Origin of the sequence: Bradyrhizobium sp. Pha-3, assembly GCF_042258615.1 — a bacterium.
Classification (GTDB): domain Bacteria; phylum Pseudomonadota; class Alphaproteobacteria; order Rhizobiales; family Xanthobacteraceae; genus Bradyrhizobium.
Genome location: NZ_CP170152.1, coordinates 2,702,468 through 2,726,900, shown reverse-complemented (window position 1 = coordinate 2,726,900; position 24,433 = coordinate 2,702,468). Strand labels below are relative to the sequence as shown.

25 protein-coding genes and 1 riboswitch are annotated in these 24,433 nt (G+C 65.0%); of the genes, 17 read left to right on the top strand and 8 right to left on the bottom strand.

Going from position 1 to position 24,433, the window contains the following annotated elements; genetic code table 11:
- Positions 1-56: 56 nt before the first annotated feature.
- Both ACE10Z_RS12740 and ACE10Z_RS12735 read left to right on the top strand, forming a co-directional pair.
- Positions 57-1,625, top strand: coding sequence for a DUF4403 family protein (locus ACE10Z_RS12740; protein ID WP_375788221.1), 1,569 nt, complete (start codon positions 57-59; stop codon positions 1,623-1,625).
- A 133-nt stretch (positions 1,626-1,758) separates the two neighbouring features.
- The gene (locus ACE10Z_RS12735) at positions 1,759-2,973 is read left to right on the top strand and encodes an ABC transporter substrate-binding protein (protein ID WP_375788220.1); all 1,215 of its coding nucleotides are present in this window, start codon (positions 1,759-1,761) and stop codon (positions 2,971-2,973) included.
- Between the two features lie 137 nt (positions 2,974-3,110).
- On the opposite strand, the gene ACE10Z_RS12730 is transcribed toward ACE10Z_RS12735, so the two are convergent.
- Together ACE10Z_RS12730 and ACE10Z_RS12725 are read right to left on the bottom strand one after the other, a co-directional pair.
- Positions 3,111-3,263, bottom strand: a complete 153-nt coding sequence (locus ACE10Z_RS12730) for a hypothetical protein (protein WP_375788219.1) — start codon at positions 3,261-3,263, stop codon at positions 3,111-3,113.
- An 87-nt stretch (positions 3,264-3,350) separates the two neighbouring features.
- Complete coding sequence (locus tag ACE10Z_RS12725) at positions 3,351-3,725, bottom strand: hypothetical protein (RefSeq protein WP_375788218.1); 375 nt, start codon at positions 3,723-3,725, stop codon at positions 3,351-3,353.
- 560 nt (positions 3,726-4,285) lie between these two features.
- Between ACE10Z_RS12725 and ACE10Z_RS12720 the strand changes: the two genes are divergently transcribed.
- From ACE10Z_RS12720 to ACE10Z_RS12705, 4 genes are all read left to right on the top strand, one after another.
- Complete coding sequence (locus tag ACE10Z_RS12720; protein WP_375788217.1) at positions 4,286-5,257, top strand: HlyD family secretion protein; 972 nt, start codon at positions 4,286-4,288, stop codon at positions 5,255-5,257.
- On the top strand, positions 5,254-7,584 hold the full coding sequence (locus tag ACE10Z_RS12715) for an ABC transporter permease (RefSeq protein ID WP_375788216.1): 2,331 nt from the start codon (positions 5,254-5,256) through the stop codon (positions 7,582-7,584). Before ACE10Z_RS12720 ends, ACE10Z_RS12715 begins: the two co-directional genes overlap by 4 nt.
- Positions 7,571-8,539, top strand: coding sequence for an HlyD family secretion protein (locus tag ACE10Z_RS12710; protein ID WP_375788215.1), 969 nt, complete (start codon positions 7,571-7,573; stop codon positions 8,537-8,539). Before ACE10Z_RS12715 ends, ACE10Z_RS12710 begins: the two co-directional genes overlap by 14 nt.
- Before the next feature lie 191 nt (positions 8,540-8,730).
- The gene (locus tag ACE10Z_RS12705; RefSeq protein ID WP_375788214.1) at positions 8,731-10,128 is read left to right on the top strand and encodes a glycerophosphodiester phosphodiesterase family protein; all 1,398 of its coding nucleotides are present in this window, start codon (positions 8,731-8,733) and stop codon (positions 10,126-10,128) included.
- 91 nt (positions 10,129-10,219) lie between these two features.
- Here ACE10Z_RS12705 and ACE10Z_RS12700 read toward each other — a convergent pair whose 3' ends face one another.
- The gene (locus tag ACE10Z_RS12700) at positions 10,220-10,741 is read right to left on the bottom strand and encodes a PRC-barrel domain-containing protein (RefSeq protein ID WP_375788213.1); all 522 of its coding nucleotides are present in this window, start codon (positions 10,739-10,741) and stop codon (positions 10,220-10,222) included.
- A gap of 377 nt (positions 10,742-11,118) precedes the next feature.
- On the bottom strand, positions 11,119-11,496 hold the full coding sequence (locus ACE10Z_RS12695; RefSeq protein WP_375788212.1) for a PRC-barrel domain-containing protein: 378 nt from the start codon (positions 11,494-11,496) through the stop codon (positions 11,119-11,121).
- A 287-nt stretch (positions 11,497-11,783) separates the two neighbouring features.
- Between ACE10Z_RS12695 and ACE10Z_RS12690 the strand changes: the two genes are divergently transcribed.
- Together ACE10Z_RS12690 and ACE10Z_RS12685 are read left to right on the top strand one after the other, a co-directional pair.
- A complete protein-coding gene (locus ACE10Z_RS12690) occupies positions 11,784-12,521 on the top strand; it encodes a response regulator (RefSeq protein WP_021079973.1) in 738 nt (245 codons plus the stop codon).
- A 2-nt stretch (positions 12,522-12,523) separates the two neighbouring features.
- A complete protein-coding gene (locus tag ACE10Z_RS12685) occupies positions 12,524-13,882 on the top strand; it encodes an ATP-binding protein (RefSeq protein ID WP_375788211.1) in 1,359 nt (452 codons plus the stop codon).
- Positions 13,883-13,927: 45 nt separating this feature from the next.
- On the opposite strand, the gene ACE10Z_RS12680 is transcribed toward ACE10Z_RS12685, so the two are convergent.
- Positions 13,928-14,122 (bottom strand): hypothetical protein, encoded by a 195-nt coding sequence (locus tag ACE10Z_RS12680; RefSeq protein ID WP_050403193.1) that lies wholly within the window; start codon positions 14,120-14,122, stop codon positions 13,928-13,930.
- A 91-nt stretch (positions 14,123-14,213) separates the two neighbouring features.
- Positions 14,214-14,429, bottom strand: a complete 216-nt coding sequence (locus tag ACE10Z_RS12675; protein ID WP_375788210.1) for a hypothetical protein — start codon at positions 14,427-14,429, stop codon at positions 14,214-14,216.
- Positions 14,430-14,497: 68 nt separating this feature from the next.
- On the opposite strand from ACE10Z_RS12675, the gene ACE10Z_RS12670 reads away from it, so the two are divergent.
- The 7 genes from ACE10Z_RS12670 (at position 14,498) to ACE10Z_RS12640 (ending at position 20,997) form a co-directional block, all read left to right on the top strand.
- Positions 14,498-15,037, top strand: coding sequence for a transglycosylase SLT domain-containing protein (locus ACE10Z_RS12670; RefSeq protein ID WP_375788209.1), 540 nt, complete (start codon positions 14,498-14,500; stop codon positions 15,035-15,037).
- A 197-nt stretch (positions 15,038-15,234) separates the two neighbouring features.
- Positions 15,235-15,378, top strand: a riboswitch (TPP riboswitch).
- Entirely contained in the window at positions 15,366-16,379 is a 1,014-nt protein-coding gene (locus tag ACE10Z_RS12665) for an FAD-dependent oxidoreductase (RefSeq protein ID WP_375788208.1), read from the top strand. It overlaps the preceding riboswitch by 13 nt.
- A 7-nt stretch (positions 16,380-16,386) precedes the next feature.
- The gene (gene thiS / locus ACE10Z_RS12660; protein ID WP_375788207.1) at positions 16,387-16,584 is read left to right on the top strand and encodes a sulfur carrier protein ThiS; all 198 of its coding nucleotides are present in this window, start codon (positions 16,387-16,389) and stop codon (positions 16,582-16,584) included.
- A gap of 188 nt (positions 16,585-16,772) precedes the next feature.
- Positions 16,773-17,555 (top strand): thiazole synthase, encoded by a 783-nt coding sequence (locus ACE10Z_RS12655; RefSeq protein ID WP_375788206.1) that lies wholly within the window; start codon positions 16,773-16,775, stop codon positions 17,553-17,555.
- Entirely contained in the window at positions 17,542-18,150 is a 609-nt protein-coding gene (locus ACE10Z_RS12650) for a thiamine phosphate synthase (protein ID WP_375788205.1), read from the top strand. The genes ACE10Z_RS12655 and ACE10Z_RS12650 overlap by 14 nt, the downstream gene beginning before the upstream one ends.
- A 162-nt stretch (positions 18,151-18,312) precedes the next feature.
- Positions 18,313-20,211 (top strand): phosphomethylpyrimidine synthase ThiC, encoded by a 1,899-nt coding sequence (gene thiC, locus ACE10Z_RS12645; RefSeq protein ID WP_375788204.1) that lies wholly within the window; start codon positions 18,313-18,315, stop codon positions 20,209-20,211.
- 6 nt (positions 20,212-20,217) lie between these two features.
- Positions 20,218-20,997, top strand: a complete 780-nt coding sequence (locus ACE10Z_RS12640) for a hypothetical protein (protein WP_375788203.1) — start codon at positions 20,218-20,220, stop codon at positions 20,995-20,997.
- A 116-nt stretch (positions 20,998-21,113) separates the two neighbouring features.
- On the opposite strand, the gene ACE10Z_RS12635 is transcribed toward ACE10Z_RS12640, so the two are convergent.
- Together ACE10Z_RS12635 and ACE10Z_RS12630 are read right to left on the bottom strand one after the other, a co-directional pair.
- On the bottom strand, positions 21,114-21,542 hold the full coding sequence (locus ACE10Z_RS12635; protein WP_375788202.1) for a VOC family protein: 429 nt from the start codon (positions 21,540-21,542) through the stop codon (positions 21,114-21,116).
- Positions 21,543-21,671: 129 nt separating this feature from the next.
- Entirely contained in the window at positions 21,672-23,345 is a 1,674-nt protein-coding gene (locus tag ACE10Z_RS12630; protein WP_375788201.1) for a flavin-containing monooxygenase, read from the bottom strand.
- 167 nt (positions 23,346-23,512) lie between these two features.
- Here ACE10Z_RS12630 and ACE10Z_RS12625 point away from each other — a divergent pair, with 167 nt between their 5' ends.
- The gene (locus ACE10Z_RS12625; RefSeq protein WP_375788200.1) at positions 23,513-23,908 is read left to right on the top strand and encodes a hypothetical protein; all 396 of its coding nucleotides are present in this window, start codon (positions 23,513-23,515) and stop codon (positions 23,906-23,908) included.
- A 29-nt stretch (positions 23,909-23,937) separates the two neighbouring features.
- Entirely contained in the window at positions 23,938-24,417 is a 480-nt protein-coding gene (locus ACE10Z_RS12620) for an NUDIX domain-containing protein (RefSeq protein WP_375788199.1), read from the top strand.
- Positions 24,418-24,433 lie beyond the last annotated feature (16 nt).

The following is a 24,433-nucleotide window of genomic DNA, read 5'->3' as shown; positions in this document are numbered from 1 at the left end:
GCGCCCTCGTCGGCGGGCCTGTACAACCCGTCAAGTTGATTTCATCCGGGGGAATGATGCGTCTACCGATGCATCCAAGAACGATCGCGCTCGGGCTCACGGTGGTGCTGGTCTCGTTCGCGATCAGTCTCAAGGCCATGGATTGGCTCGCGCCGAGCGTCACGGTGCAGACACCGCCGCTCGTGCAGTTGCCGCCGCTGCCGCAGGCGCCGCGCTCCTCGACAGTCGTGGCGCAGGTCTCGGTCGCGCTGGCGGCGATCCGCGATGCCGCCGAACGCGGCGCGCCAAAGACCTTCGGCGGCAAGGCCGACAACCCGGTCCAACAAATCCTGCAGAATGCCGACATCGGCTGGACCGCCTCGCGCGGGCCAATCGCAGCCACCGGCGCGCAGGACGTGCTGACGCTGACGACCCCGATCAACGGCACGCTCAAGGTCACCGGCTCGCTGTCGGCGAAGGCGACCGGCGCGGTCAACGACGCGCTCGGCAGCCTGCTCGGCGGCAACGTCGCCAAGCAGATCGGCGCCGTGAACATCAAGAACGTCAACGCCAATGCCGACATCAAGGGCAGCGTCACGCTGACCGCGCGGCCGAAGCTGGGCGCGTCCTGGCGGATCGAGCCGAACCTGCAGGCGCAGGTCAATCTCGGCGACACCAGCCTGTCGGCGGCCGGCGTCCGCATCAGCGTGCCGGCCCAGGTCAAGCCCGTGATCGACAAGGCGGTCGCCGACCAGATTTCCGTGGTCGAGGCCCGATTGCACAACGACCCGGTGTTCCAGAACGCCGCCCGCACGCAATGGACCAAGGCCTGCCGCTCGATCCCGCTGCAGGGCACTGGCGGCACGGCGTCGATGCCGCCAATGTGGCTCGAGCTGCGGCCGACCCGCGCGATCGCCGCGCAGCCGAAGGTCGATGCGTCCTCGCTGATCCTGACCATGGGGATCGAGGCCGAGACGCGGATCACGGAGACGCAGACCACGCCGAACTGCCCGTTCCCCGACAAGCTCTCGATCGTGCCGCCGATGCCGAGCCAGGTCGCGGTCGGCCTGCCGGTCGACATGTCCTTCACCACGCTGACGCAGCTGGTCGAGGCACAGTTGAAGGGCAAGACTTTCCCCGAGGACGGCTCCGGCCCGGTCGACGTGACCGTCAAGAGCGCGAGCATCGCCGCCTCCGGCGACCGGCTCTTGATCTCGCTTCTGGTGCACGCCAAGGAGAAGAAGAGCTTCTTCGGCCTCGGCGCCGAGGCGACCGTGCACATCTGGGGCCGGCCACGGCTCGACCAGGCGGCGCAGACGTTGCGGCTCGCCGACGTCGAGCTGGCGGTCGAGTCCGAGGCCGCGTTCGGCCTGCTCGGCGCTGCCGCGCGCGCGGCGATCCCGCATTTGCAGCAGGCGCTCGCCGACCGGCTGGTCGTCGACCTCAAGCCATTCGCAACCAACGCGCAGCGGAAGATCACCGCCGCCATCGCCGATCTGCAGAAGAACGAGGAAGGCATCCGCGTCGACGCCGACGTCAACAGCATCCGCCTTGCCGGCATCGCGTTCGATTCGAAGACGCTGCGGGTGATCGTGGAGACCAACGGCACCATCACGGCCGCCGTCACCGCGCTACCGGCGCTGTAGGGCGCAGATTCCGGCGTTCCATCCGCCGGGCGCCGCGCATGCCCAAAAAGTCGTCTTTGCGACAGGTTGCCGCACCGGATAGAAGGTGCCTCGTGGAAGCAACCTCGAACGAAAAATCAGGGAGAGAAACACGATGAAATCGCTCTTGGCCGCAGCAGCGGCCGGCCTCGCGCTTGCGGTCTCCGGCACCGCGGCGAACGCCCAGATCTCCGACGACGTCGTCAAGCTCGGCGTGCTCACCGACATGTCGAGCCTCTATGCGGACGCCACCGGCAAGGGCTCGGTCGCCGCGGTCGAGATGGCGGTCGCAGATTACGGCGGCAAGGTGAAGGGCAAGCCGATCCAGGTCGTGGTGGCCGATCACCAGAACAAGCCCGACGTCGGCGTCAACATCGCGCGCAATTGGTACGACAACGACAAGGTCGATGCGATCCTCGACGTGCCGACCTCATCGGTCGCCCTGCCGATCTCGGCGCTGACGCGCGAGAAGAACAAGATCAACATCAATTCCGGCGGCGGCTCCTCCGATATCACCGGGACCGCCTGCTCGCCCAACACCGTGCACTGGACCTACGACACCTACGCGCTGTCGAACGTCGCCGGCAAGGCGATGGTCAAACGCGGCGAGGACACCTGGTTCTTCGTCACCGCCGACTACGCCTTCGGCATGGCGCTGCAACGTGACGCCGCCAACGTCGTCAAGGAGAGCGGCGGCAAGGTGCTCGGCGAGGTGCGAGCTCCGCTGAACTCGCCGGACTTCTCGTCCTTCCTGCTGCAGGCGCAGGCCTCCAAGGCCAAGGTCGTGGCGCTGGCGAATGCCGGGGGCGACACCACCACCGCACTGAAGCAGGCCGCCGAGTTCGGTCTCGCCCAGGGCGGGCAAAAGATGATCGCTCTGCTGATGGAAATCACCGACACCCATGCACTGGGCCTGAAGGCGACGCAGGGCCTGATCGTCACCGACGCGTTCTACTGGGACATGAACGACGAGACCCGTGCCTTCTCGAAGCGCTTCAACGAGAAGGTCGGCCACATGCCGACCATGATCCAGGCCGGCCTCTACTCGGCGACCATGCATTACCTGAAGGCGATCGAGGCGATCGGCACCGACGAGGCGCCGAAGGTGATGGAGCAGATGCGCAAGACCCCGGTCAACGACTTCTTCGCCAAGAACGGCCATATCCGCATCGACGGCCGCATGGTGCACGACATGTACCTGTTCGAAACCAAGAAGCCCGAGGAATCCAAGGGCGAGTGGGATCTCTACAAGCTGATCGCCACCGTGCCCGGCGACGAAGCCTTCCGTCCGCTCGACAAGGGCGGCTGCCCGCTGGTGAAGTCGAACTGACGAGCACGCGGGCCGGGTTGCCCGGATGTGCGCGTGATGACTGTCAACAAGAAATGCGCCCGGCCGGCACCGGGCGCATTTTTCTTTCCGCGTTTCTTTCCGCGGCAGGTCCCGGTAATCGCCCGCGTCAGCCGGCGCTACTCGCCATCCGCGCGCGGGATCATCCAGGTCGAATACGTCTGCCAGACGCCGTCGCCCAGATTGCGTTGATAGGCGATGAAATCGGCATGGTCGCCGTGCACGAGCTCATAGCGATAGTACCTTGAGAGGTCGTCGATCTGCTTGGTCATGGAACGTCTCCGTCGTAAGGGGAAGCAATTCTATTTCGACGTAGTCGAGCCGCGCCGGCGATCAATAGAATGATAGTTTTCATTCAATCACAGACACGAGAGTCGGTCTGATCCGGTTTCAGGATGGGGGTCGATCGACGCACTCCTCTTTGCTGGGCCTCTGCGCCCGGCACGATGCGCACTGCGGCCCGGCATGTGAACGACGCCGATGCCACTCTCCTGCGCCTGCAGCGCTTGCAGCACCGCGGGCGGCAGCAGCACCAGCCTTGCGGCCGGCGTCGGCGCACCGTTGTTGAGCACGTCCCGGTACGGATACAGCGCCTGGTAGGCTGCCGGCTCGGAGATCGCGGCCTGCGCCGAGGCTGCCGTCGCCGTGATGGCCGACAGCGCTGCCGCCAGCACGATGGTTCTGAACGCCGTGGTTCTGAACGTCCTGGCGAAGTGGGAAATCCTGGTAGTCATGGTAACGCTCCCGCGATTTACATCGCATACGATTAATTCGCTCGCGCCTGATAAAGGCATGGCGCGACCGGCCTTCAAGTATCCCGATTTAATCGGATGCGATTTATTCGGGCGCGGGGCTTCAAATGTCCGTGTGAGCGGCGACGCTATGCGCCGCCCGCAATGGCGGCCTGCTCGGGCCGCGCGGCCGGTGCCCAGGTTGCGGCGGCCGGCGCGCTGGTGATCGCAACAGCGCCAGGCACTCGGGCCCCGGGCTCCGAGACGTCCGACGCGCCAATTCCCGCTGCCGGAATTGTGCATGCAATCGCCCGTCGATGAGAAACATTGAGGCGAAATGTTTTCGGCGGCACCGGACGCGGTTGCTCCGGTCAAATTCGAGCCGGATCGGACAGGCTGCCGAGGTTGGCAGGATTTAACATCCACGCCATAGTGAATGACTATCCTGGTCATGAGCCAATGTGGGGTCAGCTATGGACGTGTCACCTTCTGGTAACGAGAGCCGAAGCACGTCGGAGCCACCACAGGCAGCGCGCGAGGACAGCGCGCACGCTGCGACGCGCATGCCGGCCATCATTGTCGGCGTCGTTGCCGCGATCATCGTTGCGCTGTCGGTCTATTACCTGCTGCGGCCCGAGCCGCTGCTCGTGCAGGGCGAAGTCGATGCAACGCGGCTCGATATCGCCGCGCGCGTCGACGGACGGGTCAAGGAGATCCCGGTCGAGCGTGGTCAGAACGTGGCGGCGGGCGCCGTCCTGGTGAGCATCGACAATCCGGAAACGCTGGCAAAGCAGGACCAGATGCGCGCCGCCAAGGCCGTTGCGGATGCGCAGCTCGCCAATGTCATGGTCGGAACGCGGGTGGAAACCATTGCCGCGCGGAAGGCGGAAATGGAGCGCGCGGAGGCCGCGCAGGTGCTGGCGCAGAAGACCTTTGATCGCGCCAAGACACTGACCGAGCAAGGCAACGCGCCACAGGCCCGCCTCGACCAGACCACCGATGCGCTGCACGAAGCCGAGCGCGGGCTCGATCAGGCGAAATCGGCTTACGAGCAGGCGGTCAACGGCTACACCAAGGAAGAGCGCGCGATCGCGAAAGCCAACGTCGAGAAGGCCGAAGCGGACATTCAGAGCGTCCAGTCGGTCATCGATCAGCTCGCGGTCTATGCGCCGGTCGCAGCGCAGGTCTATCAGCGCAACGTCGAGCCGGGCGAGTTCGTCTCGCCGGGCGTGCCGTTGGTGACGTTGATCAATCTCGGCGATCTCTGGATCCATTTCGATCTGCGCGAGGACCTGGTGAAGGGCCTGAAGGTCGGCGACAAGTTCGACGTCCGTATCCCGGCGCTCGACGACCGCCATGTCACGGTCGAGGTCAAGCTCATCGCCAGCAAGGGCGAATATGCGAGCTGGCGCGCGACCCGCACCACCGGCGATTTCGACTTGCGGACATTCTCGATCCGCGCCTATCCGGTGCAGCCGGTGCCCGAGCTGCGGCCCGGCATGAGCGCCTATCTCGACTGGCGGTCGCGGCAATGAGGCTGGCCTCAAAGCCCGGGTTCTGGCGGGTCGCACAGCGCGAGTGCCAGTGGCTGTTGCGCGACCGCGTGGCCTTGCTGCTGATCTTCGGCGTGCCGCTGTTCGCCTTCGTGGTGCTCACGACCGTGTTCAGCCAACCGGTGATCCGCGGCCTCGGCGTCACGATCGTTGACGCCGACAAGTCGGATGCCTCCCGCGCGCTGACGCAGCTCGTGGCGGCGTCGCCGAACCTGAGAATCGTCGACGACTCCGGGTCGCTGTTGACCGCCGTACATGACATCCGGTCCGGCAAGGCGATTTCGGCGATCTTCATCCCGCCGAATTTCGAGCGCGACCTGAGGGCCGATCGCCGCCCGCAGGTGGTCGGCTTCTACAACCAGCAATTCCTGACGGCCGCCGGCATCGCGTCGTCAGGGCTCAGCGATGGACTGACCGCCGCGACGAACGCCGCCGCGCCCGCCAGGCGCGCCGCCGCGGCGCCGGCTGCGATCGGCACGCTGAGCGCGGAGACCATCGCACTGGTCAATCCGCAGAAGAACTACGCGCAGTTCCTGCTGCGCGCGCTGCTGCCGACCATCATCCACGTGGTGATCACCCTCGCTGCGGGCTATTCGGTCGGCTCCGAATTCCGCCGCCGCGACGCGCGGGCGTGGCTCGCAAGCGCCGGCGGCGATCCGGTCGCCGCGCTGGCCGGCAAGCTGGCGCCGCTGTTCTGCATCTTCGTCGCGATCATGCTGGCAGTGACGCTTGCGCTGGAGGGTGTGCTGCGAATCCCCTTCAAGGGCGACGTACTGCTGATGATCGCGGCCGGCTCACTTCTGATCATCGCCTATCTGTCGCTTGGCGCGCTGTTGCAGCTTCTGGTCGGCGATCTCGCAACGGGGCTGGGACTCGCCGGTCTGATCGCCTCCCCTGCCTTCGGCTTTGCGGGTGTCGGCTTTCCGACCATCGGCATGAACACATTCGCGCAGGTCTGGAGTGCGATCCTGCCGCTGCGCTGGTACATGGCGGTCCTGATGGGACAGGCGGCGCGCGGGTTGCCGCCCTCGGAATCCGCCGCTCCCTTTGCGGCGCTCGCCGGCCTCACATTGCTGTTCGCCGGCCTCACATGGCTGCGCATGGCGAGCCTCACGCGCAGGGGCTGGTTCGAGACGGCGCGACCCGCCGAACAGCCGGCGGGCGGTCCGACAGCGCCAGGCGTCGGCGGCGCCTTCATGGCGGAGTGGCGGCGCGTGCTCGGAACGCGCAGCGCCTTCACCTTGCTGTTCCTGGCTCCCGTGATCTACGGCATCTATTATCCGCAACCCTATCTCAACCAGATCCTGCGCAAGCTACCCGTCGCAATCGTCGACGACGATCTGAGCGAACTCTCTCGCCAGATCGTCGAGACGCTCGATGCCAGCGGAACGTTGAGCGTGACGGTCCGCGCCCGCACGCTTGCGGAGGCGCGCACCGCGATCGATCGCGGCGACGCGCTGGCCGCGATCCAGATTCCGCCCGGCACCGAGCGCGACGTGCTCAAGGGCCTGACGGCTCATATCCCGGTCTACGCTGACGCCACCTATCTGTTCGTCTTCAGATCGACCGCAAGCAGCGTCGCCACCGCGATCGGCACGCTGACATCGGAGCTGGCTTCGCGGGGTGCCCGTTCCGAGGGGAGTCTTGCCAAGGCAAGGCTGGCGAGCCTCAGCCCGGGCAACGTATTGCTGCAACCGATCTTCAATCCGGTCGGCGGCTACGCGAGCTACATCGTCCCGGCGGCCTTCATATTGATCCTGCAGCAGACGCTCCTGATCGGCGCGGCGATGCTGACCGGCACGGCGCTGGCGGGCTCCCGCGGCGCAGTCGCCGGCGTGTTCGGGCGCGGCATTGCCCATCTGACCATCTATCTGCCGGCGCTCGCGCTCTACCTGATCGTGCTGCCGCGCGTATATGGTTTTTCCGCGCTGGGGCATTTGCCGGAGCTGTTCGCGCTCGCGACGGTCTTCATTCTGGCCACGAGTTTCATGGGACAGGCGATCGGCGCCTGGTTCACACGGCCGGAAAACGCCACCATCCTGCTGCTGGCGACCAGCCTGCCGCAATTCTTCACCGCCGGCTTCGCATGGCCGCGCGAAGCCATCCCCCCTGCGGCCACAGCGCTCGGCCGGCTGTTTCCGGCGGACTCGGCGATCGACGGCCTCGTGCGGATCAACCAGCTCGGCGCGAGCATCTGGGAAGTCTCGCATGACTGGCTCGGACTGTGGTGCCTGGCGCTGGGCTATTTCGTGCTCGCCGTGATCTCCGCGCTGGTGTTCAGGAGAGGACAGCAACATGCCCAACGCTAGGCGCGTCGCCATTGTCGCGATCCCGCTTGTGCTCGTCGCGGGTGCGCTGATCTACGCCGAGAGCCGCGCGACGCCGGCGCCCGCAATCGTCGGCGTGGTCCGGTCGACCGAGGTCAGGATCGAGCCGGAAGTGAACGGCCAGCTGGTGTCGATCGCGGTCGAGAAAGGCGCCAAGGTGCACGCGGGCGACGTCCTCGCCAAACTTTCCGCGGTCGAGTTGACCGCACAGGCGGACCAGGCGCGGGCCGCGCATGCTGCCGCGGTGGCGAGCCGCAACAACGTCTATGCCGGCGTCCGCCGCGAGCAGATCGACTCGCTCAAGGCTGCGATCTCCAAGGCCAATTCACGGCTCGACTATGTGGAGACCCAGCTCAAGCGGATCACCACGCTGGCGAGCCAAAGCTTTGAAACCCAGCAGGCGCTCGACCAGGCCGAGAACGACGTTGCCGCAGCGCGCGCCGGCGTGGCCGCGGCCCAGGCGAACTACGATGCCGCCGTGGCGGGGCCGACCAGGGAGGAGCGCGCCATCGCCGACGCGCAGGTGCAGGCGGCCGCGGCCGCCGTCGCAGTGCTCGAGCGCCGTCTCGACAAGATGGTGCTGCGCGCACCGGTCGACGGCGTGGTCAGCGTGATCGCTGCGGAATTGGGCGAGAATGTTCGCGCGGGTCAGCCGATCATGGCGGTCGCGGCGGCCGGCAAGCAATGGCTCTCGTTCAATGTGCGCGAGGATCACCTCAACGGTCTTGCAGTCGGAAACACCGTGAACGTGATTCGCAGCGCCGGCGTCGCCACCAAGGCTGCCGTCACCGAGTTGCGGCCGCTTGGGGTGTTCGCCACCTGGCAGGCCGAGCGCGTGATCGGCGATCACGACCGCAACACGCTGCGTCTGCGTCTCGACCCCGCGGGCGCCGCGGACGGTCTCGAGCCCGGGATGAGCGTCCGGATCGAGCGTTGACCGGCACAACGCCCGGCCGCGAACCGCGATGAGCTGCGCCCTCCGGCGCGTCCCGGAAGCTTCTCTGCTCGCCTTGGCCAACAGTCATCGGACTGTCAGAAGATTGAGACAAGAAGACAACAGCGGCGGCCCTGTGCGGCCCGGCCCTTACGGCATCGCCCCGATGCCACGCAAAAGATGGAGATTTGGCCGTGAGGCAGATTCGTTCGCGACGGAAGATGCATGTTGGCGCGATGCTGCTCGGCGCGGCGGCTTTGGCGGTCCTGCTGCCGCCGATGGCGTCAGCGCAAACCGCCTCGGCGCCGGCCGGCGCCAAGCCGTTCCTGACCGTCGACGGCAAGCAGCCGCTCGTGATCGGGCATCGCGGCGTGCCGGGCCTGGTGCCCGAGGAGACCGAGGCATCGTATGAGCTGGCCGCCGACCTCGGCACCGACGCGCTCGAAGAGGACCTGCATTTGACCAAGGATTGCGTGCTGGTGGCACGCCACAATCCATGGCTTGGCGACAACACCAACGTCGCCGAAGTGGCGAAGACCAATGCGGAAGTCGCGAAACGCAAGCGCACCGCGCCGGGCGTTGCCGTCAAGGTGAAATGGGCGCAAACGCCGACCAGCGGGCCGGCCGAATATCCCACCGACCTCATCGATCCGGCCGATCCCAAATCGGTGCTGAAGGCGCTGATCGTCGACGGCGACGACCACACCAATGATTGGTCGATCACCGATTTCACCATGGACGAGCTGAAGAGCTGGATCGCCGGCACCACCTATGATGCGGCCAACGAAAGGCCGAAGCTGTTCAACGGCAAATTTCCGATCATCAGCTTCCAGGACATCATCGATATCGCCAAAGCCAAGAGCAAGGCGACGGGGCGTCCGATCGCGGTCTATCCAGAAACCAAGAATCCGACCTGGAACAATGCCCAGGCGATCGCCAATGGCTGCGGCGCGCCCGGCAGCCACCCGCTCGAGGATGCCCTGATCAAGATCATCAGGGAGAACGGCCTCAACGCGAAGGACGCGCCGATCATCGTTCAGAGCTTCGAGCCCGGCAGTCTGAAATACATGCGCGGCCATGGACTGGAAACGCGGCAGGTCCAGCTGATCGATGGAAACGGCGTCGACTTCAAGACCGGCAAGGTGCTGCTCAACAACATCGCCAATTCCCGTCCGTACGACTGGACGGTCGCGGGTGACAGCCGCACCTTCGATGCGATGCTGACGCCTGCGGGCCTCGCGGAGATCAAGACCTATGCCGACGGCATCGGCCCGTGGAAGGCTTACATCGTCCCCTACAAGATCTCACCCTGGAAGGACAACAACGCCGACGGCACGCCCTACAAGGGATCGACGGCGGAGGCTTCAACGCAGGAGGCCACCAGCGTCATTGCCGACGCGCACAAGCTCGGCCTGTTCGTGCATGTCTTCACGTTTCGGAACGAGAAGAAATACCTGGCTGCCGACTATCGCAGCGATCCGGGCCTGGAATATCTGAAGTTCTTCCGCCTCGGCGTGGACGGGGTCTTTACGGACTTCACCCACACCGGCGTCGCCGCCCGCGCGGCCTATCTGCGCGAACTCGGCTGGTGAGATCGGCAACAGACGCGGATTTCATGCCGCTTACGACAAAATGCGCCCGGCATCGCCGGGCGCATTCGTCTTTCAGTCAACGTAATGCGCGTTACTCGGTCGCGTATTTGAACTCGGGCATCGCCTTCAGCTCATCCTTGGTCGCGCTGAACACCGCATGATCCGGATACCAGGGATTCGGCTTCGACGCCGCCGCCGCGGGCGCCGCGCCCGTGGTGGTCGTCGACTTGATCGTGCTGCCGGTGTTCGAGGCGCCGGTGTAGGCAACCGGCTCGCTGACGAACTTCACCTTGTCGAGCGGCACGGCGACCAGATGCTCGCCGACGCCAAGGAAGCCGCCGACGCCGATCACGACCGCCTTGATGGCTCCGTCCTTGTCCATCAGGAGATCATTGATCGAGCCGACGCTCTCGCTCTTGTCGTTGTACACGCTGAGGCCGACGACCTTCGACGCGCGCCAGTTACCTTGATACGAGGTGGCAGATGTGGTCGACGTTGATGTCGACGCCGCAGGAGCCATCTTGTCGCCCTTGTCGGTGGGTGTCTGCGCAATCGCGACGGTTGCAAGCAAGGCGGAGCCGGCCACGCCGGCGATGATGGATTTGACCAACATTGTTGCGCTCTCCTCAGTTCGCAAAATCGATGCGGGGAGAACCCGTGATATGCGCGGCCGTTCCTAATGAGCCTGCGCTCAAAAGCCGCCCCGATGCTTGGGAACGCCATGCTGGGGAACGCCATGCTCTGAACGCTGTGGAAGCGATGCGGCAAGCCCGAGGGTTGCGCACGTTCCGACGCATGGAACGTTGCCGTCCTTGACGAGAGCGACCGTGATCTCTCAAGTAAGCCGCGGTTGAGCCTCACGACTGCGCCGGACGCGCAGTCCCTGATGTGACGATGTTTGGCTCACTAAGTCGTCCCGGCGAACCGCGCTCATTCGCACGCGCCGGTCGCAGCACACCACGCAAGCTGATCGAGCGCGACGTGCCGCGCTCAGAAGCCGCCCCAATAGGGCGGCACGCCGTAGAAGCGATGCAGCTCGACTTCCTGCGAGCGGTCGCCCCAATCGAAATCCTTGTCGGCACGGAACGACGGCGCGCGCTTCAATTCGTCATCCTCGATGTCGAGCTCGTAGGCCTCGAACTTCGTATTGTAGTGCAGCCGGCCCCACGGCAGCGGAAGCAGATTGGTTCCGATACCGAGGAAACCACCGAAGCTCAGCACCGCGTACGACACCTTGCCCGAGATCTTGTCGATCATCAGCCGCTCGATATGGCCGATCATGTCGCCATTGGCCCGGCGCACCGCCGTGCCCTCGACGCGATCGCTTGCAATGAGCTGATGCGGCCTTGCCCTGACCTCGACAGCCATCTCACCCTCCTGGCCTGAAAGAGAAACAACGCGGCGCCCGCGTAACGGGTTCCGGCACTGGATATGACAGCCGCCCTTCCCTTTTCGGACCGGCCATGGCGCCGCGGCACCGACGTGCGGCATCGGAGACTTCCGCCCGCATTTCAACGGATTAGGCTTGATGACAGAACGATAACTTTTCTCCACAGCGCCGACCTGTTAACTCGTTATGCCGGGCAAGATTGCAGAAATATACTGAAACAAAATTCCTGAGCCGCAACCCCCGAATCACGGACAAAAGAGTCGGTATGACCCAGGCTGCGCCCAATATCCTCGTCGTCGAGGACGACCGCGAAACGCGGTCTCTCATCGCAAAATATCTCCGCACCAATTCCTGCCATGTCACGACCGCCTCCGACGGCCGCGAGATGGCCAAGGCCATGACCGACCACCGCGTGGATCTCCTGGTGCTCGACGTCATGCTGCCCGGCGAGGACGGTCTCAGCCTGTGCCGCAAGGTGCGCGCGGAGTCGCAGACGCCGATCATCATGCTGACCGCGCGCGGCGAGGACGTCGACCGCATCCTCGGCCTCGAGATGGGCGCCGACGATTATTTGGCCAAGCCGTTCAACCCGCGCGAGCTGCTGGCGCGCATCAACGCGGTGCTGCGCCGGCAGGCTGCCGCGCGCAACGCCAGCGCGATCGAGGGTGCGACCACGCTGACCTTCCTCGGCTGGCGCATCGACATCCGCCTGCGCGAGCTGCGCAACCCCGAAGGCGCGCGCGTCGCCATGACCAGCGCCGAGTTCGACCTGCTGCGCACCTTCTGCGAACGGCCCGGCCGCGTGCTGTCGCGCGACAGCCTGCTCGATCTGACGCAGGGCCGCAGCGCCGGCTCGTTCGAGCGTTCGATCGACGTGCTGGTCAGCCGCATCAGACGCAAGATCGAGCCTGATCCGCAGGAAGCCACCATGATCAAGACGGTGCGTTCCGGCGGCTATGTGTTCACTCCGAGGGTGGAGGCGGTTGCCGCCACGAGCAACTGACCATGAAGCTGCTGCGCGTGCTGAGTCTGCGGGGGATCGGCGCCCAGATGGCGGCGCTGGTCGTCGTCTCGATCGTCGCGCTGCACCTGATCATCACCGCCACCTTCCTGATCCATCGCCCGGATCGGCCGGAGCCGTCCGACCGCTGGCACACCCAGCTCGCCGCCGCCGCGCAACTGCTCGGGCACGCGCCGGCATCGGAGCGGCCGCGGCTCCAGGCCGACGTCATCAGAGCCTTCCCGCAGCTGGCGATCGGTGACTTCACGTCCGATACCAGGGCCCTCACCGAGACCGACACGCCGAGCCTGCACGCGCTGCGCCGGCTCGGCGCCGGCTATCGCGTCTTCCAGCTGCCGCGCGAGGCAGGCGGCACACCGCGTGACAACGAGATCCGCCGCGTCGCGATCCGCCTGCCCGACGGCGCCATGTTCGCCGCGAACCTGATGCCGGACCAGCACATGCGGCCGTTCTGGGGCGGGCCGTGGATGATGACGGTGCTGTTCGCCGTCATCAGCGTCACCCTGCTCGGCCTGTGGGCGGCGTGGGCGCTGACGGCGCCGCTGTCATCCTTCGTCAAGGCCGCGGAGACCTTCAGCCTGAACGGCGCCGCTGCGCCGCTGCCCGAGCGCGGCCCCGAGGAGATCCGCTCGCTGGCCAAGGCGCTGAACCGGATGCGCGAGCGGATCACGGCATTGATCGACGACCGCACCAAGATGCTGGCCGCGATCAGCCACGACCTGCGCACGCCGATCACGCGGATGCGGCTGCGCGCCGAATTCATCGAGGACGAGACCCATCGCCACCGCATGCTGCGCGACCTCGACCAGATGCGCTCGATGCTGGAATCGGTGCTGTCGTTCCTGCGCAACGACCGCAAGCTCGAGGAGATGACGCTGGTCGACATCGCGAGCACGCTGCACCTCGTCACCGACCAGTTCGCCGACATGGGACACAAGGTCAGCTACGAAGGGCCGCAGCACGCGATGGCGACCGCGCGGCCGGCCGACCTGCATCGCAGCATCACCAATCTGGTTGATAATGCCGTGCGCTTCGGCGGCGAAGTCGCCGTTCGCCTCGACGTCGAGCCGGATCGCCTCGTCATCGACATCGAGGATGACGGCCCCGGCATTTCGGACGCGCACAAGGCAAGCGTGCTGGAGCCGTTCGTGCGCGGCGACCATGCGCGCAACATGGACGAGGCTGAAGGCTTTGGCCTTGGCCTGTCGATCGCCAACGCCATCGTGCTCGCGCATGGCGGCACGCTGTCGCTGCACGATTGCAAGCCGCACGGGCTCGTGGTCCGGATCGAACTGCCGGCGCGGCAGCAGCAGCTGCAATCGCCGCGGAAATCGGCGGCCTGATCAGGCTGATCTGATCGGCGACGAAGCTGACCGATAACTAAAGCATCAGGCGGCGAGTGGCGTGAGCTGCGCTGTGTCGTAGATCGCAATCGCCTCGAAGCGGTAATTGCAGGCGCGGCAATTCCACAGGAACGACGTGCGCCCCTCACTGTGCTCCACCCAATCGGGGCGGGCAATCGGCTTGCCGCATTGCGCGCACGGATTTTCGCGAGGCATGTAGCCGGTGTCCTGTCGGACCATGGCGCATCTCCCGAATGTTGTTTCTTGCGTGCTTTTGAATGGACAGACGTGCTGACTCAACACGCTCGCTGTCACTGACGAGTGTAAACCTTCATCGAGTCGTTTGCACGACAATCCGCTGTGGATAGTGTGCAGCAAAAAGTGGCCGAGAAAATCGGCGGCCAAGAAGATCGCAGACAATTTTCGGCTGAAGCAATTGAAGCAAACAATTTGAAGCATCCGTCTTCGCAATCGCGTTGGCCGCTTCACCCGCACCCGGACAATCACGGATGCAGAACGTTTCGCCGATGCGAAGGTTCTGCCACATTCCTGCCCGCTCGCCGTACCAATGAGACCGCAGAACCGACGCGCGTTTGATCACCCGGGCGACCCGAGATGAAGACCCTTCAGAGCCTTAGCTACCTTGCCGCCGTCATCGCGGTGCTGGCGCCCTGCGCCGGTGCGCGTGCACAATCGCGGGCGCAATATGAGGCGATGGTGGCGGCCGAGGCCCAGGCGAACCTCGTGCCGGAAGAGCTGGTGCATCGCGTCATCGTGCGTGAGAGCAAGTACCATCCGCAGCTGATCGGACGCGGCGGCGCCATCGGGATGATGCAGATCAAGCTCGCGACCGCCCGCGGGGTCGGCTACACCGGTACCGCCGAAGGTCTGCGCGACGCCGCGACCAACCTCAAATACGGCGTCAAATACCTCGCCGGCGCCTATCGCGCCGCCAATGGCGATTTCGACCGAGCCGTGCGTTATTTCGCGGGCGGGTATTACTACGTCGCAAAGCGGCAGCGCGGCGGTCACCTCAAGGAGGCGATGCATGGCGGCGCAAGTGCGCCACCGAAGGAACTCGCCAAGCAGGACCGGATGCCGGACCAAATGTCGGCCGATACCGCCGAGCCGAAGCCGGAACAGGCTGCCAAATAGGTGCTTGCGTGTCCCGGACGCGGTACACGCGCAAGCGTTGTTCCGCAGAGCCGGGACCTGCGTTTCGAAAGAATGGGCCCGGCTCTGCAGCGCACCGCTGTCGCGCTGCGCTGCGTCCGGGGCACGAGCGCTTTGCGCGTGCCGCGGTGCCGCTCCTGGCATACAAGTTGACACGTCCGCCCATCCGCCTACATTAGGGGCGTTCCGAGGGGTGCTCCGAAGGAGGAGCTGAGATACCGCAAGCTTGGACTTCGCCATCACGGCGATTGGTTCGGGACCGCGGTGACCCTTTGAACCTGATCCGGGTCATGCCGGCGAAGGGACAGGGATGTACCAGACGTCAAGACCGCGGGGGGATTCCCCCGTCTCCATCATCGGCGCAGGCATAACCGGCGCCTGGCATGCGCTGTTGCTCGCAGAGGCCGGACGTGCCGTCACCCTGCATGAGCGCAGTGACGCTGCGATGACGCAATCCACAAGCCACTTCGCCGGCGGAATGCTGGCGCCCTGGTGCGAGGCGGAGGCCTCCGAGCCTGTGATCTCGCGGCTCGGCATTCGCTCGCTCGACCTGTGGCGGCAGCATCTCCCGGAAACGGCCTTCAACGGCTCGCTGGTGGTGGCGCATCCGCGCGACCGCGCCGATTACGAGCGCTTCGCCCGCCTCACGTCAGGTTATCGCCGGCTCGACGCCGACGGCGTCCGCGCGCTCGAGCCGTCGCTCGAGGGCCGCTTCCGCGACGGCCTGTTCTATCCCGACGAGGGCCATGTCGAGCCGCGCCGCGTGCTGCCGCGGCTGCATGCCGCGATCGCGAAGGCCGGCGGCGATATCAAGTTCGGCAACGACGCCGAGGCCGATGATCTCGACGGCCTCGTGATCGACTGCCGCGGTCTTACCGCGCGCGACCGCGAGCCGAGCCTGCGCGGCGTCAAGGGCGAGATGATCGTCATCGAAACCGCCGAGGTCGAATTGTTGCGCCCGGTGCGGCTGATCCATCCGCGCTGGCCGCTTTACGTGATCCCGCGCGGCGACGGCCGCTTCATGCTGGGCGCGACCTCGATCGAGGCCGAGGACAACGGCGTCAGCGTGCGCTCGGCGCTCGAGCTGTTAGGGGCCGCCTACGTGGTGCATCCGGCGTTCGGCGAAGCACGCATCGTCGAATTCGGCGCTGGCCTGCGCCCGGCCTTTCCGGACAATCTGCCGAAAATCAGGATCGAGCCGGAACGCATCACGGTGAATGGACTCTACCGTCACGGCTTCCTGCTGGCGCCGGCGCTGGCCGAGCTGACGCTCGCCTATCTTTCGCGCGGCGAAATCGACAATGAGGTGATGCAATGCGCGTGATCGTCCAATGCGTGTGATCATAAACGGCGAGCAACGGGAGATCGCGGCTTCCAGCGTCGATGCGCTCTTGGCCGAGCTCGACTACGAGGGCACCCATTTCGCAATCGCCCTGAACTACGACGTGGTGCCGAAGAGCCGCTGGGCCGAGACCCATCTCAAGGCCGGCGACGAGATCGAGATCATCACGCCGCGACAGGGAGGGTGATGGGATGCCGTTTCATGCAGGCTCTCTCCCCACGTCGTCCCGGCCGAGTGCGCGCTTGCGCACGGAGCCGGGACCCATACGCCGCGGCCCTTCCTTGGGCACACTTGGAGACGCTCGTCGCAACAACACCCGGTCGTGGTTATGGGTCCCGGCTTTCGCCGGGACGACGGCATAGTGTGAGGAGACACATGGTCACCTTCTACGGCAAATCCTTCCCCTCGCGCCTGCTGATCGGCACGGCGCTGTATGCCTCGCCTGCGATCATGCAAGGCGCGATCCGCGCCTCCGGCGCCAGCATCGTTACCGTATCGCTCCGCCGAGAAGCCGCGGGCGGCAAGACCGGCGATGCGTTCTGGGCGCTGATCCGCGAGCTCGGCGTCACCGTGCTGCCGAACACCGCGGGCTGCCGCAGCGTGCGCGAGGCGGTGACCACCGCAAAGCTGGCGCGCGAACTGTTCGGCACGCCCTGGATCAAGCTCGAGGTGATCGCCGACAACGACACGCTGCAGCCCGACGTGGTCGGCCTGGTCGAAGCCGCCACCATCCTGGTCAAGGACGGTTTTGAAGTGTTCCCCTATTGCACCGAGGATTTCTCGGTCGCCTCGCGGCTGGTCGAGGCCGGCTGCAAGGTGGTGATGCCGTGGGCCGCGCCGATAGGAAGTGCAAAAGGCATCACCAACCGCGACGCGCTGAAGCTTTTGCGCGACCGCCTGCCCGACATCACGCTGGTGGTCGACGCGGGCTTGGGTGCGCCGTCGCACGCCGCCGAAGCGCTCGAACTCGGTTACGACGCCGTGCTGCTCAACACAGCGGTGGCGAAAGCCGCCGATCCCGTTGCGATGGCCAATGCCTTCCGCCTCGGCGTCGAGGCCGGCCGCACCGCCTATGAAGCCGGGCTGATGGAAGCCCGCGACTTCGCCTCCCCCTCCACCCCTGTCGTTGGGACCCCGTTCTGGCATGCCGTATCCTGATCCGTTCTATCCCGTCGTCGACAGCATCAAGTGGGTCGAACGACTGACCAAACTCGGCGTCGGCACCATCCAGCTGCGCGCCAAAGAGCTCGACGATGCCGAGGCGCTGCAGATCGTCACCGACGCGCTGGCGGTGACCAAGGGCACGCCGACCAAGCTCGTGGTCAACGATTACTGGCGCGCGGCGATCGTCGCCGGCGCCGAGCATCTGCATCTCGGCCAGGAAGACCTTGCCGACGCGGACCTCTCTGAAATTCGCAAGGCAAAACTCACGCTCGGCGTCTCCACCCATGACGACGCCGAACTCGCCACCGCACTCGCCGCCAAGCCCGATTACGTCGCGCTCGGTCCGATCTTCTTCACCACGCTGAAGTCGATGCGGTTCGCGCCGCAGGGCATCCCGAAGATCACCGAGTGGAAGAAGCGGATCGGCGCGATCCCCCTTGTCGCGATCGGCGGCATCAAGTTCGAGCACGCCGCCGAGATCTTCGCCGCCGGCGCAGATTCGATCGCCGTCGTCAGTGACGTCACCCAGAACGCCGACCCCGACGCGCGGGTGCGGCAATGGCTCGGCCTCAGCGCGGAGGCCGCGTGATGAGAATACCGACACTCGTTCACCGTCACCCTGAGGTGGCCGCCTCTTCGGCGGCCCTCGAAGGGCGACGGCCCGGCTCGTCGACCCTTCGAGGCGCGCTGACGCGCGCACCTCAGGGTGACGAGAACAACCCTTTCGCAAGAGATTAAAACGGAGGATCCCATGAACATCCGCTCCAACCCCGACACCACGCTTCCCGCCGTCACCACCGGTTCGCTGCCCTCCTCGCGCAAGATCTTCGCGACGCCAGAAGCCGCGCCCGACATCCGCGTGCCGCTGCGCGAGATCATCCTCTCTGAGGGCGCCGGCGAGCCGAACCTGCCGGTCTATGACACCTCGGGCCCCTACACCGATCCGGCCGTGACGATCGACGTCAACAGCGGCCTGCCGCGCAATCGCCTCGCCTGGGTCAAGGAGCGCGGCGGCGTCGAAGAATATCAGGGCCGCACCATCAAGCCGGAAGACAACGGCAATGTCGGCGCATCCCACGCCGCCAAGGCGTTCACCGCGCACCACAAGCCGCTGCGCGGCCTCGACGGCCACAAGATCACGCAACTCGAATTCGCCCGCGCCGGCATCATCACCAAGGAGATGATCTACGTCGCCGAGCGCGAAAATCTCGGCCGCAAGCAGCAGCTCGAGCGCGCCGAAGCGGCACTCGCCGACGGCGAGAGCTTCGGTGCCGCGGTGCCCGCGTTCATCACGCCGGAATTCGTCCGCAGCGAGATCGCGCGCGGCCGCGCCATCATCCCCTCGAACATCAACCATGCCGAGCTCGAGCCGATGATCATCGGCCGCAACTTCCTCACAAAAATCAACGCCAATATCGGCAACTCGGCGGTGACCTCGTCGGTCGAGGAAGAGGTCGACAAGATGGTGTGGGCGATCCGCTGGGGCGCCGACACCGTGATGGACCTCTCGACGGGGCGCAACATCCACACCACCCGCGAATGGATCCTGCGCAACTCGCCGGTGCCGATCGGCACCGTGCCGATCTACCAGGCGCTGGAGAAGTGCGAAGGCGATCCCGTCAAGCTGACCTGGGAGCTCTACAAGGACACCCTGATCGAGCAGTGCGAACAGGGCGTCGACTATTTCACGATCCATGCCGGCGTGCGGCTGTCCTACATCCACCTCACGGCGAACCGCGTCACCGGCATCGTGTCGCGCGGCGGCTCGATCATGGCGAAGTGGTGCCTCGCGCATCATAAGGAGAGCTTCCTCTACACCCATTTCGACGAGATCTGCGACCTCATGCGCAAGTATGACGTCTCGTTCTCGCTCGGCGACGGCCTGCGCCCCGGCTCGATCGCCGACGCGAACGACCGTGCGCAGTTTGCCGAACTGGAGACGCTCGGCGAACTGACAAAAATCGCGTGGGACAAGGGCTGCCAGGTCATGATCGAGGGCCCCGGCCACGTGCCGATGCACAAGATCAAGATCAACATGGACAAGCAGCTCAAGGAATGCGGCGAGGCGCCGTTCTATACCCTCGGGCCGCTGACCACCGACATCGCACCGGGCTATGACCACATCACCTCGGGCATCGGTGCTGCGATGATCGGCTGGTTCGGCTGCGCGATGCTCTGCTACGTCACGCCGAAGGAACATCTCGGCCTGCCCGATCGCAACGACGTCAAGGTCGGCGTCATCACCTACAAGATCGCGGCCCACGCGTCTGACCTGGCCAAGGGCCACCCCGCGGCGCAGCTGCGCGACGATGCGCTGTCGCGCGCCCGCTTCGACTTCCGCTGGCAGGACCAGTTCAACCTCGGCCTCGACCCCGAGACCGCGAAGAACTTCCACGACGAGACCCTACCGAAGGAAGCCCACAAGGTCGCGCATTTCTGCTCGATGTGCGGCCCGAAATTCTGCTCGATGAAGATCACCCAGGACGTCCGCGACTACGCCGCGACGCTCAACGACCCGACCGGCGTCGGCGCGTCGATCTCAGGCACCATCGAGGACGGCATGGCGACGATGAGCGCCAAGTTCAAGGAGATGGGCGAGAACCTGTATCTCGATGCGGACAAGGTGAAGGAGAGCAATCGGGTGTTGTGAGGGGCCATGCAAGGGGTTGCGCTGTTTTATAAGGGAGGGCGCCGGCTACTGCTTGCCGGCGCCCTCATGCTTTCTGGCACCTTGATCAGTTCAGCCCAAGAGAAGCTCCAGCCGCCAAACGGACACCTCGTGGCCCCAGCCGAGGTCGTTCTCTACATTCATCCCGACCTCAAGAGTACTGACTTCGTACAGCCGTTGGTTTGCGCGCTGCAACGCGTACTGGCTGCCCCGGTGACCACGCAAGTTCTGGATATCCCGTTGGACTCTTCCCTGCGTGCAACGCCATCACAGTTCGATGTTGGAAAGGTCGGTGACCGCTTCATTCGAGCGACAGCAACCGGCGCAACGCCAGCCTCTTTCAAGTATCTCTTCCTGCCTTACGACCTGAAGAGCGAACCTTGGCGTTATGTGTTCGCAACCAGCTTCGGCGACGAGACGACCTCGTATCACGCCGGCATCATTTCAACCAAGCGGCTCGACGCGAGCGACCCCGCGCATTGGCATCATCAGGGCTTCGAGTTGACTGCCCAGCGCGCCTATAAGCTCGTGCTCAAGTCGATCGCGCGGCTGGCTGGGCTGCGAAGTCCCGACAAGTGCGTTCTTGCCTTTCCTCGCAGTCTCGAACAGCTCGACGAAAAATCTTCCGAATTCTGTCCATCTGACCATGCCGCACTCGTTGCAGCCGGCGTCCTGAAGGCCGCCGAAAGTCAGCATGGGAGCGACTGCCTTACCATCTCAAGAACGACACCAACCAGTCTTCACGCCCAAATGGCACAAGCACCGTAGCAGGCGTAGCCCGGATGAGCGGAGCGACATCCGGGGTTGCGCCGTCCCGCATATCGCTAGGCTCATGCGGGCTACCAGCGATAACCAAATGCCTACGCTGACGCTCCAACCTGCTGCTACATGCTCCGCTTGGGACTCCACGCCTTATGCACGAACTCAAGACGATTGCCGTCGAAGTCGGCGACGTTGGCGGCGTAGTAGCCAGGGGCGAAGTAGGTGCGATCTGCTGGTTTGCCCTCGTCGATGCCGCCAGCCTTGATTGCAGCTGTGTAGGCGGCGTCGACGAGCTCATTGGTGTCGCAGACAATCCCGAGATACAGCCCGGTCTCGCCGGGTTTGCGTTGCCGAAGCCAGATGCTCGATCCGACCGCCTTTCCACTGCCGTACATATCGTCAACAATGCCGTAAAGATCGGGGACGCCCTCGGGGCCAGAAGCGGAGTCGTAGTTGCCGAAGACCTTCCAGCCGAGCGGCTTCAAGGCTTCAGAGTAGAAGACCAGTGACTTCTCGATGTTGGTGACGGAGATGTAGACGTGGTCGATCATTTGGCCGCCTTCGATGTGGATCGCGTTGTCTGTTTAGGACAATGTTTTATGTAGGGTGGCTTAGCCGAAGGCGTACCCCACCGACTGGGCGGCGAGAAGATGGTGGGTTACGCTGCGCTAACCCACCGTCTACGGCACCGACGCGCCAACATTTGCCACCTGCGCGCCGCCGTGCGCCCCCGCCCCAAACTCAATCTCCCGATACCCCTCCGCCGCCACGCCGTTGATGATCCCCAGAAACTTCGGCGTGCCGCCGTTGTAGACGAAGTAGCGGACCGTTCCCTCCTCGTGGCCGGCGACGTTGGAGTTGTAGCCGGTGAACCAGCCCTTGGCTTTGCGCATCAGCATGATCTCGTACATTTTCGCGACATGCCTGGTCCAGCGCTGCTGTGCCTCTTCCGTCGCATCGGCGCGGGTCAGGCCGCGGTCCCACATGTATTGCAGGAGATTGGTGCACCAGTTGACGCCGTTCTCGATGCCGCGCGGGAAATTCGTCGACGCGGAGGCGCTTTGCGGACCGGTCGGCATCAGCAAATTCGGGAAGCCGTGCACCATCATGCCGAGGAAGGTCGACGGCGCATGCTTCCATTTGTCTGATAGCTTCGCGCCACCGATACCGGTGATGTCGATCAGGTCGTATGCGCCGGTGATGGCGTCGAAGCCGGTGGCGTAGACGATGATGTCGAAGTCGTAGTCGCGCGCCGTGGTGCGCAGCCCGGTCTCGGTGACGCGCACCAGCGGCGTCTCGCTGAGGTCGACGAGATGCACGTTTTCGCGATTGTAGGCCTCGAAATACCTGGTCTCCAGCGGCAGCCGCTGCACGCCGAAGCCGTGATCGCGCGGGATCAGTTTTTCGGCGACCTTCGGATCCCTCACGCGGCGGCGGATGCGATCGGCGATGTACTCGGAGAGCTCGGCATTGGCGGCTTCATCCATAAAAATCTCGCGGAAATTCGCGAGCCAGATGCCGAAGCCGGGCTCGTCGTAGAGCCTGTCCCACAGCTTAAGCCGCTCCTCGCGGCTCACCTCGTAGAAGCCGCGCTTGTCGGGCCCGTGCACGAAGCTGCCGGGCGTCAACGCGCAGGCGGCGAATATCTCATCGTAGCGCGCGCGGATGTCGGCCATCTCCGCTTCCGAGATCTCGCTATTGTTGAGCGGCGCGCTCCAGTTCGGCCGGCGCTGGAACACCGTGAGCTCGCCGACCTTGTCGGCGATCTCGCCGATCACCTGAATGCCGGTCGCGCCGGTGCCGATCACGGCGACCTTCTTGCCCGCGAGATCGACCGGCTCGTGCGGCCAATAGTAAGTGTGGAAAGAAAGTCCCTTGAAGTCGGAGGTGCCCGGCACGCGCGGCATGGTCGGCGCCGAGAGCAGGCCGATCCCGAGCACAACGAAACGGCAGGTCAGCTCGCGGCCGTCGCTGATCCTGAGCTGCCAGAGATCGCGCGTCTCGTCGAACTGCATCGCCTCGACCTTGCAGCCAAACTGCATGTGCTTGCGCAGGTCGAACTTGTCGGCGACGTAGTTGAGGTAGCGCAGATTCTCGGGCTGGCCGGAGAAGCGCTCCTTCCAGTGCCACTCGTCGAGCAGCTCGCGCGAGAATGAGAAGCCGTAGGTGTAGCTCTCCGAATCGAAACGACAGCCCGGATAACGGTTCCAGTACCAGGTGCCGCCGAGATCGGCCGCGGCTTCGAGCACGGTGGCCTCAACGCCGAGATCGGCGAGCCGCTTGATCTGGTAGATGCCGGCGACGCCGGCGCCGACCACGATCACCTCGAAATGGGTTTTCGCCTCTCCCGTCATTGTCAGCTCCCAAAATTCTTCTTGATCTGTTGGGCTGGATTACAGACCCTTTTGACTGATCAGGCAACCGGGCGCGACGTGCCTTCCGCTCTCGCGGACTTGCGTTGAGGCGCTGCCTGCACCACATCGATCACTGCAATTCGACGCACGCGATCCGGACGAGCAGCATGACCGACAATCTCACCGGCGTCTGGGACGGCAGCTATGTTCAGCCAGGCGGCATGGTCACGTTCCTGGCGACGCTGATCGACGCCGGCGGCGCGCTCGGCGGCAGTGTGACCGAACCCTGCGTGATGCCGAGCTGCCCGCTCAGCACCCACAACGCCTCGCTCGCGGGCCACCGCGCCGGCAGCGTTGTGTCGTTCGTCAAACGCTACGAGCCGCCGGGCTACGGCTATGACACGGTCCACTATGAAGGCGCGGTCAATGCCGACGCCACCGAGATCGACGGACGCTGGAGCATTCGCGGCACGGCGTACTCGGGAACGTTTCTGATGGTGCGTTCGACGCCGCCGGCGCAAGCGGTCACGACTGAAGACGAGGTCAAGGAGCCGGTGCGTTAGCGCGCAGCCGTACACCTTCGGAATCGACCATGCCCCAGCGCAGCGCCGGTTTGCTGATGTTTCGCCGCAGACGCGGCATCACGGAAGTGCTGCTGGTGCATCCGGGCGGCCCGTTCTGGGCGAAGAAGGACGATGGCGCATGGTCGATCCCGAAAGGTCTCTATGAAGAGGGCGAAAATCCCCTGAGCGCCGCGAAACGCGAATTCGAGGAGGAGACGGGACAGCGGCCAGCCGGCACCTTCATCGAGCTCGGCGTGTTCAAGCAACCGAGCGGCAAGCATGTCAGCGCATGGGCGTTCGAGGGCGAGTTCGACCTCGCTGCGTTCAAGAGCAACACGTTCGCGATCGAGTGGCCGCCACGATCTGGCCGCCTCGCTGAATTCCCCGAGGCGGATCGCGCGGGCTGGTTTGCATTGAAGGAGGCGTTCAGGAAGATTACCAAGGGACAGCTGCCCGTCCTGAACAGACTGGTCGATAAGTTCGGCCTGCCGAAAGACGATTTCGTGTAGGCAGGATCGCCCCGCT

Coding starts and splice junctions, on each gene's coding strand:
- ACE10Z_RS12740 (WP_375788221.1), top strand. CDS start 57: ATGCGTCTACCGATGCATCCAAGAACGATCGCGCTCGGGCTCACGGTG.
- ACE10Z_RS12735 (WP_375788220.1), top strand. CDS start 1,759: ATGAAATCGCTCTTGGCCGCAGCAGCGGCCGGCCTCGCGCTTGCGGTC.
- ACE10Z_RS12730 (WP_375788219.1), bottom strand. CDS start 3,263: ATGACCAAGCAGATCGACGACCTCTCAAGGTACTATCGCTATGAGCTC.
- ACE10Z_RS12725 (WP_375788218.1), bottom strand. CDS start 3,725: ATGACTACCAGGATTTCCCACTTCGCCAGGACGTTCAGAACCACGGCG.
- ACE10Z_RS12720 (WP_375788217.1), top strand. CDS start 4,286: ATGCCGGCCATCATTGTCGGCGTCGTTGCCGCGATCATCGTTGCGCTG.
- ACE10Z_RS12715 (WP_375788216.1), top strand. CDS start 5,254: ATGAGGCTGGCCTCAAAGCCCGGGTTCTGGCGGGTCGCACAGCGCGAG.
- ACE10Z_RS12710 (WP_375788215.1), top strand. CDS start 7,571: ATGCCCAACGCTAGGCGCGTCGCCATTGTCGCGATCCCGCTTGTGCTC.
- ACE10Z_RS12700 (WP_375788213.1), bottom strand. CDS start 10,741: ATGTTGGTCAAATCCATCATCGCCGGCGTGGCCGGCTCCGCCTTGCTT.
- ACE10Z_RS12695 (WP_375788212.1), bottom strand. CDS start 11,496: ATGGCTGTCGAGGTCAGGGCAAGGCCGCATCAGCTCATTGCAAGCGAT.
- ACE10Z_RS12690 (WP_021079973.1), top strand. CDS start 11,784: ATGACCCAGGCTGCGCCCAATATCCTCGTCGTCGAGGACGACCGCGAA.
- ACE10Z_RS12685 (WP_375788211.1), top strand. CDS start 12,524: ATGAAGCTGCTGCGCGTGCTGAGTCTGCGGGGGATCGGCGCCCAGATG.
- ACE10Z_RS12680 (WP_050403193.1), bottom strand. CDS start 14,122: ATGGTCCGACAGGACACCGGCTACATGCCTCGCGAAAATCCGTGCGCG.
- ACE10Z_RS12675 (WP_375788210.1), bottom strand. CDS start 14,429: ATGTGGCAGAACCTTCGCATCGGCGAAACGTTCTGCATCCGTGATTGT.
- ACE10Z_RS12670 (WP_375788209.1), top strand. CDS start 14,498: ATGAAGACCCTTCAGAGCCTTAGCTACCTTGCCGCCGTCATCGCGGTG.
- ACE10Z_RS12665 (WP_375788208.1), top strand. CDS start 15,366: ATGTACCAGACGTCAAGACCGCGGGGGGATTCCCCCGTCTCCATCATC.
- thiS (WP_375788207.1), top strand. CDS start 16,387: ATGCGTGTGATCATAAACGGCGAGCAACGGGAGATCGCGGCTTCCAGC.
- ACE10Z_RS12655 (WP_375788206.1), top strand. CDS start 16,773: ATGGTCACCTTCTACGGCAAATCCTTCCCCTCGCGCCTGCTGATCGGC.
- ACE10Z_RS12650 (WP_375788205.1), top strand. CDS start 17,542: ATGCCGTATCCTGATCCGTTCTATCCCGTCGTCGACAGCATCAAGTGG.
- thiC (WP_375788204.1), top strand. CDS start 18,313: ATGAACATCCGCTCCAACCCCGACACCACGCTTCCCGCCGTCACCACC.
- ACE10Z_RS12640 (WP_375788203.1), top strand. CDS start 20,218: ATGCAAGGGGTTGCGCTGTTTTATAAGGGAGGGCGCCGGCTACTGCTT.
- ACE10Z_RS12635 (WP_375788202.1), bottom strand. CDS start 21,542: ATGATCGACCACGTCTACATCTCCGTCACCAACATCGAGAAGTCACTG.
- ACE10Z_RS12630 (WP_375788201.1), bottom strand. CDS start 23,345: ATGACGGGAGAGGCGAAAACCCATTTCGAGGTGATCGTGGTCGGCGCC.
- ACE10Z_RS12625 (WP_375788200.1), top strand. CDS start 23,513: ATGACCGACAATCTCACCGGCGTCTGGGACGGCAGCTATGTTCAGCCA.
- ACE10Z_RS12620 (WP_375788199.1), top strand. CDS start 23,938: ATGCCCCAGCGCAGCGCCGGTTTGCTGATGTTTCGCCGCAGACGCGGC.